Genomic DNA, 9,730 nt, shown 5'->3' with positions numbered 1-9,730 from the left:
TGCGTTCTCGGCTCCGGCCAGAAACTTCTCCCGCCAACCTTCGACCTCCGCCACGGTGAGCCCATGCGTCCGGGCTGCCTCCGCCACGGAGGTCTTGCCCTTCAGGAGGCTGATCACCAGTGCGACACGCCGCTTGGCCGTCCAGCGCTCGATTGGTTCGGTTGTCTCTGTTGCCATCTCGCCACCTCCTCGGTCCGCTTAGGACCATGTCGTGAAGGTGGTCTCCATTTCAAGGGGAGCAGGATATCCGCACCCTGTAGGGCGGTTCGTAGGGCTCGAATCGTCAGGGGCGCCTTTCGCTTCCCTTCCACCGCTTTTTTCACTAGCACCAGTGTGTCTCGCCGCATCTCTGGAAACTCTTCCACTATCTTCGTGTACGGCTCCGCTCGTTTCTTCGCCACATCATAGGACATCTTGAGCGGGGTCAGGAGGCGCAGGACGGTGAAGGATGTGGCGAGGAGATCACCGATCTGTTCAGGAGAGTCTTGCCGTACTGCAGCGCGAGGCCTACCAGACAGGCGATAGCGCAACGACGGTAGGGACTGGCGAGACGAGTGCTTCCCTCAAGTGTGAGGGGCTGCAAGTTGGTGGTCTTCTCGCGACTGCTTCATGTATCGATGACCGCTTCGATGGCACGAGGCTGAGGCTCATTGGGTTGGTCCGCTAGATTGACGGTGAACGGGTCTGGATAGGTCGTGCCTTCCGGCTGATGCGTGATGGTGACGATCGGCTGATGCAGTGCCTCTTGATTCAGCGTCGTCACCACGCCTTGCTCTTTTGTGTTCAGCCGCACGTGACTATGCACCGGGTAAATACCCACTAACCCAATAAATTCCGACAAGAATTGTTGATCGAGCTTGTTCTGTCGCGCTTCTTGGTAGAGCTGCTGAAATGTTCGGTGTGAAGGCAGCGGGGTGGCTCCGCTAAACCCGTTCAGCAATTCATCATACCGATCGACGATCATGAGGATTCTAGTGCGGTCTGAGGTACATGCTCCCCGTGTTTCTTTCGGATAGCCGCTGCCATCAAGATAGGCGTGATGGTTGGCGATCAGCTCGAGGACGGGCATCTCGATGCCGCCTGCTTGTTGTAATGTGCGTGCACCGACACGTGGGTGGGTCTCAAACTCGCACTGCTGAGATGGGGAAAGGCGTTGGTCGGCATGGGCTAGGCGAAGGAGGGTGGGGTCAACTTGCAGCAGTCCGATGTCATGTAGGAGCGCGGCCGTCGCCAGTTCTTGCAGCTCCAAGGGGTTGTACTGAAATGTTTGTCCGAGGATCAGTGCCAACGTACAGGTGGTGAGGGCATGCTGACTGAGCATTGGGTCGCCGGCTCGATTCTGACTCAATGCCATGAAGATGGATGACGGGGTGAGCGTTCTGGTCACAATCGTGATTTCGTGGACTGCGTCAGCGGCCTGTTGAGGATTGACCGTTCCAGTACTGGTAATCCGTGTGAACACAGATTGAACAGAGTGAGTGAGTTGCTGTTTCGCCAGGGTGGCTTGAGCATATTCTTCATTGAGTTGGGCAAGTGTTTTGATCGGTTTTTTGTGTGGAACTGACTGTGTGTGGAGCAGGGCTGGTTGTTGGTCTGCCGTGGCTTGCGGTGGGCGAGGGGCGATCCCACGGTCAAGATCGATCTCGACCGTCTTAACCCCGGCGCGGAGCAACTTCTCAATTTGTGCGTGGCCTTCCACTTTGAAGCAATGACGAAGGAAGGGGGACCGGTACCAGGGAAGGTCTAAGGCAGCAACGTACATTCCGATCTGCAGTTCGCTGATGGGAACGCGCGTCGTTGGCATAGAAAAATGATTTCGAGAATACTCTGATGTCGATGGCTTCTTACGCTATCGGCAGGATGTGAAGAGAACTGTAGCGGAGCGAAAGAGGAAGCTCGTTGTCAGCACTCGTGCGGTGAGGGGAGGAGGCAGGAAAGAGCGACTTCAATCCGGGGGTTCGTCTTGTCGACGTGCTTGTAGAGATGGGTCTCGGTGATACGATTGTCGTTGACGCCGAGACCCTCACAGACGGCGTCTTGGGCGATTTTGAGTCCTCCATCCAGATCGCGCCGCAATGACGTGGCAAAAAAGAACTGGATCGAGAGGGCGAGTGGGCCGGATCGCAGGCGGTCTCGAAAGGCTCGTGCAGAGGGTGATTGAGCCAAGACCACCCACACCTGTTGAGCAACCTCCTCCTTATAGGCACGACCCTTGGAGGAGAGCAGTCGGCGTCCGTTTACCGTGGCATATTGATGATTGATGCTGGGGGGGACCGGTAACGTAAGCGTCAGGCTGTTGGCGGTGATCATCGCGGGGTGAGGTGGAATGTGGTCGGTGGTGATGGTGTTTGATCGAATCGATGTGGCGGAATCGGCAGAGGGCTTCAGCGAGCCGGTAGAAATAAACCGGAGTCCAGCACGCGTTTTGCGACGTCGGCTTGTGTTTGAGAAAAAGGCACTGGAGGAGAATGCAATGTTCCGTCGCTGGCGTGATGGCATGAGGCTAGAGAAGATTCACGATCTTAGCCATGTTCTGTTCATATCGATCTTCCGTACGGGCAATATACCGACGCCAGTCGCTGGGATTCCAGAGTTCCATGCGGTGGTAGAGGCCGACCAGGATGATCTCTTGCTCTTCATCCACTGGGACCAGCTTTCGTAACCGGCCAGGGATCAAGATCCGACCGGTCTTATCGATCTCTGATGAGCCGGCCTCTGAGACGATAAAGTGCATGAACAGTCGGCTCTGGTCTTCATCCAACGACGACTTCGTTCGCTCCAGGACCTTCCCCCATTCTTTCATCGAATAGATCAGGAGCGATTGCTCAGGGCCTTTCAAGAACATCACCGACTGGCCCTCGGCTTCAATCTGCTCGCGGATTGGAGAGGGGACGATAAACCTCCCTTTTTCATCCACTTTGCAAAGATATTCGCCGGCGAACATCGTACCCCTCTAGCTTAGGAATTGACGGAAGGTCTGATTCCGCCGTCTCGGATCCATTGTTCAAGATCCATACGAACGAATCGCCATTCGTTACCGAGCTTGAACGCAGGGATCTGCCCGCTCCGAAGATACCGATAGAGTGTCGGCTGTGTCATCTTGAGGAAGCGGCAGGTATCTTCAGCTGTCATCAGCTCGTTCTTGGGAATCTTGGCCATCACTTCACCTCGTCCCAGAGCTCACAGCCTTCCTCTAGTATGAAGGTATTCTAGATGCCGGTAGAAGAAAGTCAAGTGAAAATATATGACGGGACAGGTCAGAGGTCGTCGGTAGGGGAACCTGCTGTGTCGTCTCCGCTCGGTTCGTCCAGCATGGCTTCGACGTCGCTGACGTCTTCACCCAACTCCTGTCCCATTTTCTTCATGAGCCGGGCGACGCTGCGAGGGTCTGATTCATCTAGTCCGCCGAGGGTGGCGGGATCGGCAAGGGATTCGAGCCTGGCCTCCTCTGATTTGGGAGCGGAGAATCGGGAGAGCAGGCGGTCCATCTTCGAACTGCCACAATGCCGACACAGCGCCGGATCGTTCCGATGGGGGGTCAATGTCAGGATTGCATTGCGTCTGTTGCATGCTCGGCAGAGGTACTCATAGATCGGCATGACGGTGCCCTTTCAATGACTGAACAATGGATAGGGAGCTGGAGATTGCGTACGGTCAGGGATCAGATTCTGATCGATGGTTCGTGCTAAGGTGATGACAAAGACGTCGGCCGAGCCGGATCGGCGCAGGGTCTTGGCACATTCATTGACGGTTGTGCCGGTGGTAAAGACATCGTCAATGAGGAGAATACGTTTGTTCATGAGTTGAGCTGGATGCCGTACGACAAATGCGTGACGTAGATTTTTGAGCCGGCTTTTACGAGAGAGGGACGTCTGGGGTGGCGTGGAAGTGGTACGGACCAGATTGGAATAGGAGAGGGAAATGTTCAGATGCCGTCCGATCTGGTCTGCGAGCAGCAGTGCCTGGTTGAATTCCCGCTGGCAGAGCCGTTCGTGGTGTAAGGGTACTGGGATGATCAGGTCGATGGCATCCAGTCGGGGAAGTGAGTTGATCATCAGCTTGGCGAGGGGTGTCGCCAAGGACACTTTCCCCTCGTACTTCAAGAGTCGGATCGCGTCTTGGAGTGGAGGGGTATAGGGATACAGCGTCCAGGCTCGTGTATAGGAGGGTGGATGTTGGGTGCAGGGAGGGCAGACATGTCGGGGACTGTAGGTGGTGGCCACCGGCGAAACAAACGGTCGATCACATCGGGCGCATCGAGCTGGGGGCATTGGCCGAAGCGTGCTCCAGCAGTTGGTACAAAAATGGGGCATGAGGTCATCGCTCAACGAGCACCCACACACCACACACTGAATGGGGAAGAAAAATCGTGTGGCACGGCGTAGGAACTGTGGGACCAGAGAAAAAACGGCCATGGCAGACAGAGATGAATCCTTACTCTGGTTTCATTATGGCGAAGTGATGGGCTCTGTCAAGGTTGTCCTGCTCTGAAGGGTTGTGTTATTAGGAGTACACGTTTTAGGGGATCTCGTCCTGGGCTTTTCCAAGGTGGGCGGAGCCGATGGTCACGATCAGGCAGCTGTCGAAGACATATTCTCGTGGTGATGCTATGGTGACGGCGTTGCACGAGGTGGATCTTGAGATTCGGGAGGGTGAATTCTGTGCGTTTGTCGGTCCGAGCGGGTGCGGGAAAAGCACGCTCCTGAATCTTGTGGCTGGGCTGGATCACCCGACTTCGGGGGACATTGTGATCGATGGACGGTCCACGAGGACGCTGAACAGCCAAGACTGGACAACCATGCGGCGAGACACAATCGGAATCGTGTTTCAGGCCTTCCATCTTGTTCATGGGCTGACGGCTGAGGAGAATGTCGCACTGCCGTTAATGTTGCGGGGAGAACCGAGACGTGATATTGCCGCGCGAGTCGATGAATTGTTGCAACGGGTCGGTATGAGCCATCGTCGGGGCCATCGCCCGGGTGAACTCTCGGGCGGAGAGCAGCAGCGAGTGGCGATTGCGCGGGCATTAGCCCACCGGCCACGACTTCTCTTGGCCGATGAACCGACCGGCAATGTGGATTCGCATCAAGGGGCAGAGATCATGGCGCTGATACGGGGGCTCGCACAGTCAGGAGGGCAGACGGTGCTGTTGGTGACCCATAGTCCACAGGCGGCTTTGGCGGCTGACTATACCTGGGCAATGTGTGACGGCAGGTTGGTGTCACGCACCGCCTCTTCTGCTCAATCGGTGCTGCCATCATGAATTTTTCCACGACGATCGCGGGGGTGACGTTTCCCAGTTGTTTTATGAACGCAGCTGGTGCGCTCTGTGTCACGAGAGAAGAGCTGGAGGCGCTAGGACGGTCCGTCGCAGGGGCGATCGTCACCAAGTCGATGACGATCGAGGCGCGTATTGGGAATCCGGAGCCTCGGTATTATGGATTTTCTGACGGCTCCATCAATTCAATGGGCCTGCCTAATCTGGGTTATCGGGCGTATGCCGAGTTGATTCCGCAACTCAAGCGATTTGGTAAGCCCGTCATCGCCAGTGTGGCCGGACTGACCGAGGAAGATTTTCCGACGATTGCCGAAACGATTAATGCGGCACAGCCGGATCTTATCGAAGTGAACTTGTCTTGTCCTAACATCCCCGGTAAGCCTCAGATTGGGTATGATGCGGACGCTTCAGAACGGGTACTCAAGAAGGTACGTCCGAAGATCACGGTTCCTATGGGAGTCAAGCTCCCCCCCTACTTTGACCCAGCCCATCATCAGGTGATGGGGACTATGCTAGGGCGATGTGGAATTGACTTTCTGAATCTGATCAATTCAGTCGGCAATGGACTGGTGGTTGATTCGGAACGGGAGACGGTCGTGATCAAGCCGAAAGGTGGATTTGGCGGGTTGGGCGGGCGACTCATCAAGCCTGTGGCCTTGGCGAACGTCCGTGCCTTCTATAAGTTTTTTGGAGGAAAGATGCCCATCATCGGCACGGGTGGTGTGATGGGTGGCGGTGATGCCTTTGAACACATTCTCTGTGGTGCATCGGCGATTCAGGTTGGGACGGTGCTCGTAGAGGAGGGGTTGGAGGTCTTCCCTCGTTTAGAGGCAGAACTCGGGGCGGTGTTAGCTCGACAGGGATACCGATCGATTCAAGATTGCCGCGGACGCCTCAAGGAACTTTAGGTTCATTTGGTGCCGAAATTGCGAGGCAAGAGATTTTGCTGCAAAGCTTGGCGTAGCAGCTGGGCCACGTTTCGAACGTTGAGCCGACGCATCAAGTTGAAGCGATGAACCTCAACCGTCCTCACGCTGATTCCCAATGATCCGGCGATTTCGCGGTTGGTATGGCCAAGCGCGACGAGTCGCAAGATTTCACGTTGCCTGGGTGTGATGGACACCGAGGACTTGGGGTGGCGGGTGGTTGGTGTGAGATGTCTTGTCGCTTTTTTTGTCTTCGTAGAGTGTCTTGCCATTGGGGCTCCTTCTGTATAAGTACGCGTCAGTCTAGCAAACGGTCTTTATCATGTAAACGAAACTCACGAAATTCGCAGAGAGAGGTTGGGATTGCCAGTTTCGGTTGGTCAGTTCCCAGTGCCTGTCCCCCGCTGTTTTTCTTCATCTACCTTCATGCTGTCCTTCATTAAAGTCGTTTTTCTCATCCTGATCTCGCACCTGCGACAATGGCCTTTGCGGACCGTACTGACGATCGGTGGTGTGGCTCTTGGAGTGTCGGCGTCGGTCGCCGTGCGTACGGCCAATGTGGATGTATTGCGTTCATTCGAGCAAACGGTATTGACCGTCGCCGGCCCTACCACTTTGGAAGTGTCAGGAGGCGAGGCGGGGCTTGATGAGCAACTCATGACACGACTGCGTGCCGTGCCCGGCGTGACTTCGGTGTCCCCCGTGATCATTCAAACAGCCGTTCAGATGAAAGACAATCAACCTGGCCAGGCAACACAAGTGCTTGGTCTGGATCTGTTGGCTGAATTCAATACTCGGGGATTTCGCGTGAGTCAGCCGACGACGGAACGCCAGATGCTGGAGATGATCCACCCGCGCTCGGTGTTTGTGGGGGACAAGCTGGCGACCGACTGGAAGGTATCGGTCGGGGATGAGGTTCAGCTTCTTATCGGGACCGCTCGCTGTCGCTGTCGAGTTGCGGGAATCCTTCACGGCGAATCGGATCGGAGTTCGTCTTGGGAACGCCTGGCGGTCATGGATATCGCTGCCGCTCAAGTGACCTTCGGCATGGTCGGTCTGGTCGATCGGATCGACGTAGTGACCGCTCCAAGTCTGTCCGTCGAGGAGGTGGCGGATAAGGTGCGAGCTGTCCTGCCTCCGCACGTGACGGTGGAGCGGCCTACAAGCCGGACAAGTCAGGTTGAGCAAATGATCCGCGCCTTCCGTCTGAATCTCACGGTGCTCAGTTGGGTCGGCCTGTTGGTCGGGATGTTCTTAATCTACAACACCATGGCCTTTGCTGTTGCGCAGAGACGACGGGAGATCGGCATCTATCGAGCTGTGGGGATGACTCAGGGACGGGTGGCCGTTCTGTTTCTTATTGAAGCGGGGCTGTTCGGTCTTGTCGGAGGTCTCGTCGGAAGTGTGGCAGGAATGGTGTTGGCGCAACAGCTGATCGCGCTGTTGAGTCGAACGATCTCGGATCTCTATGTTCCGGTGAGTGTCGGTGGAGAGGAATCTTTTTGGACTGGGCCATGGCTCACGATGGGTTTGGAAGGCGTCCTTATTGGTTGCGTGGTGTCCATGATTGGAGCTATTGGGCCCAGTGTGGATGCCAGCCGGACGGCGACGGTTCGTGCCCTTGCTCCAGGAGATTACGAGGCGAGTCAGCAGTTGCGAGTGGGCCGTCTCGCTGTCATGGGATGCGTATTGCTTGGCGTGGCAGGACTCCTCAGTTGGCCAGGGCCGATTCAGGGGGTTCCGGTCTTGGGTTACATCGCGACGCTCTGTCTTTTAGCTGGGTTGGCGTGTGTCGCACCGTTGTGTGTGACGAGGGGGGGAGATCATCGTCGACCAATCGGTTCGACAGCCGGCTTGCATGGGGTGATGAGATCGATTGCAGTCGAGCATGCGTCCAGAAACCCAGGTCGAAACGGCGTCACCGTCTCAGCGTTCATGGTGGGGTTGGCAATCATGATCGGGGTATTGGTCATGGTTCGTAGCTTTCGACATACCGTGGAAGTCTGGGTCGCCGATACGGTTCTGGCTGATGTGGTTGTGGCACCGTCACTCTGGTTACGTGGTACGGAGATCGGCACTGTCGGACGAAGTCTGCCGCAGTCATGGACGGCCATACTATCCTCGATTCCTGAAGTGGCGGCAGTCGATACCTACCGCGATGTGCGGATGACAGTAAATGGCCACCGCGTGGCGGTCGTCTCCCGGGATCTGCGTCTACATGCCCAGTGGAGTCAGTATTTGGTTCGAAGCGGGGATTCATCGGCGCACCTCAATCGAGCAGCTGAGATCGGTGGCCTGCTCGTTTCCGAAGTGTTAGCCAACCGGTTAGGTGTGCAGGAAGGATCCATCCTTGAAATCATGACGCCGGGTGGTGTGAGGCAGTTTCCCATCGTGGCGGTGTTTTATGACTATTCAACGGACGGGGGCAAACTCCTCATGGATCGAGCCCTCTATCAGTCGCTGTGGCACGACGAGTTAGTGACCGTCTTCCCTGTGTATTTGCGCGAGCGGGCTAGTCTGGATCGTGTGCGAACTCAGATCATTGAACAATTGAGCGTCGCGACCAACGGCGGACTTCCGCCATTGGTCATCAGTAATACGGAGCTGCGGAAAGAAATCCTTGAGATTTTTGATCGGACATTTCTGCTGACCTACGTCTTAGAGACCATCGCCGTTATCATTGCCATGTTGGGAATCGTGAACACCCTCATCACCTCCGTACTGGAACGACGCCGAGAGTTCGCCACCCTCCGGGCCATTGGTGGCAGCTCGGCGCAGATCCGGCAACTGGTACTCTGGGAAGCCATCTACCTGGGTGCGATAGGAATCGCGCTGGGACTCATTGGGGGGGGGCTGCTGTCGCTGTTGCTGATCAAAGTGATCAACAGGCAATCATTCGGATGGACCATTCAGATGATTGTTCCACTCGGCTCACTCCTCCAGGCTGTGGCACTTGCCATATTAGCCACATTAGTGGCTGGGTATTTTCCAGCTCGATGGGCTGCACGGCAACCGGTCGTTGAGGGATTGAGAGATGAATAGTACTTGTGATGGGCGAGGTCACGGTCATCGAGTGAGCGAAATATTTACATGAGGTATACGAAATTATTTATTTCTTGGCCTTACGTCCATAATGATCAAGGAGTGCTTGAAGTTCATGTGGGATGGGCATCGGCGTGAAAGGAGGTACTCGAGCGCCTCCAGTGTTGCCGATTGGAACCCAGATTCTTGAAAAGAACAAGGCTCCCAGAATTCGTGGGATCTGGCCCATAATCTCCACAACATCTCGATTCCGCAAACCAACCTTCAGCATCCACCAGTGCGTTCGCGCATGAGCAATCGAAAACGATTGTCCCAAGATATGTGCACGCTCAAGGTTGGAAAACGCAAGTTGGAGATCGCCGGTATCATACAGCCTGGCTGCCGTGGTCATTTCTGCATCATAGGCTCGTCGGAGTTCAGGGTGCATCGGTTCATGTCTCAGCGGAGGTGACTTTCACACTGTACGCGATGAATGGAGGGGGAG

12 protein-coding genes are annotated in these 9,730 nt (G+C 55.8%); 3 read left to right on the top strand and 9 right to left on the bottom strand.

Going from position 1 to position 9,730, the window contains the following annotated elements; genetic code table 11:
• From ACYX34_RS01285 to ACYX34_RS01255, 7 genes are all read right to left on the bottom strand, one after another.
• The coding region (locus tag ACYX34_RS01285) for a transposase (protein ID WP_462074745.1) at window positions 1–177 on the bottom strand (177 nt) is incomplete at its 3' end.
• Between the two features lie 430 nt (window positions 178–607).
• On the bottom strand, window positions 608–1,804 hold the full coding sequence (locus ACYX34_RS01280) for an HD-GYP domain-containing protein (RefSeq protein WP_462074743.1): 1,197 nt from the start codon (window positions 1,802–1,804) through the stop codon (window positions 608–610).
• A gap of 98 nt (window positions 1,805–1,902) precedes the next feature.
• Complete coding sequence (locus tag ACYX34_RS01275) at window positions 1,903–2,499, bottom strand: RusA family crossover junction endodeoxyribonuclease (RefSeq protein ID WP_462074742.1); 597 nt, start codon at window positions 2,497–2,499, stop codon at window positions 1,903–1,905.
• A 4-nt stretch (window positions 2,500–2,503) separates the two neighbouring features.
• Window positions 2,504–2,944 (bottom strand): division/cell wall cluster transcriptional repressor MraZ, encoded by a 441-nt coding sequence (locus ACYX34_RS01270; protein ID WP_462074741.1) that lies wholly within the window; start codon window positions 2,942–2,944, stop codon window positions 2,504–2,506.
• A 14-nt stretch (window positions 2,945–2,958) separates the two neighbouring features.
• Window positions 2,959–3,159 (bottom strand): helix-turn-helix domain-containing protein, encoded by a 201-nt coding sequence (locus ACYX34_RS01265; RefSeq protein WP_462074740.1) that lies wholly within the window; start codon window positions 3,157–3,159, stop codon window positions 2,959–2,961.
• Between the two features lie 98 nt (window positions 3,160–3,257).
• Window positions 3,258–3,599, bottom strand: coding sequence for an FmdB family zinc ribbon protein (locus tag ACYX34_RS01260; RefSeq protein WP_462074739.1), 342 nt, complete (start codon window positions 3,597–3,599; stop codon window positions 3,258–3,260).
• Between the two features lie 12 nt (window positions 3,600–3,611).
• Complete coding sequence (locus ACYX34_RS01255) at window positions 3,612–4,415, bottom strand: phosphoribosyltransferase family protein (RefSeq protein WP_462074738.1); 804 nt, start codon at window positions 4,413–4,415, stop codon at window positions 3,612–3,614.
• Window positions 4,416–4,561: 146 nt separating this feature from the next.
• Between ACYX34_RS01255 and ACYX34_RS01250 the strand changes: the two genes are divergently transcribed.
• Window positions 4,562–5,263, top strand: coding sequence for an ABC transporter ATP-binding protein (locus tag ACYX34_RS01250; protein ID WP_462074737.1), 702 nt, complete (start codon window positions 4,562–4,564; stop codon window positions 5,261–5,263).
• Complete coding sequence (locus tag ACYX34_RS01245) at window positions 5,257–6,186, top strand: dihydroorotate oxidase (RefSeq protein ID WP_462074744.1); 930 nt, start codon at window positions 5,257–5,259, stop codon at window positions 6,184–6,186. Before ACYX34_RS01250 ends, ACYX34_RS01245 begins: the two co-directional genes overlap by 7 nt.
• Before the next feature lie 2 nt (window positions 6,187–6,188).
• Here the strand turns inward: ACYX34_RS01245 and ACYX34_RS01240 are convergent, their stop codons facing one another.
• Window positions 6,189–6,476 carry a response regulator transcription factor gene (locus ACYX34_RS01240; RefSeq protein WP_462074736.1) on the bottom strand — a complete coding sequence of 96 codons (288 nt, stop codon included), beginning with the start codon at window positions 6,474–6,476 and terminating at the stop codon, window positions 6,189–6,191.
• A 214-nt stretch (window positions 6,477–6,690) separates the two neighbouring features.
• Between ACYX34_RS01240 and ACYX34_RS01235 the strand changes: the two genes are divergently transcribed.
• A complete protein-coding gene (locus tag ACYX34_RS01235; RefSeq protein ID WP_462074735.1) occupies window positions 6,691–9,246 on the top strand; it encodes an FtsX-like permease family protein in 2,556 nt (851 codons plus the stop codon).
• A gap of 67 nt (window positions 9,247–9,313) precedes the next feature.
• On the opposite strand, the gene ACYX34_RS01230 is transcribed toward ACYX34_RS01235, so the two are convergent.
• Window positions 9,314–9,673: a DUF3703 domain-containing protein gene (locus tag ACYX34_RS01230; RefSeq protein ID WP_462074734.1), complete on the bottom strand. Its 360-nt coding sequence runs from the start codon at window positions 9,671–9,673 to the stop codon at window positions 9,314–9,316.
• Between the last annotated feature and the right edge of the window lie 57 nt (window positions 9,674–9,730).

It is taken from the genome of Nitrospira sp. CMX1 (assembly GCF_054902215.1).
Note: the sequence above shows the minus strand (reverse complement) of the source record. Positions and strands in the feature narration are given on the sequence as shown.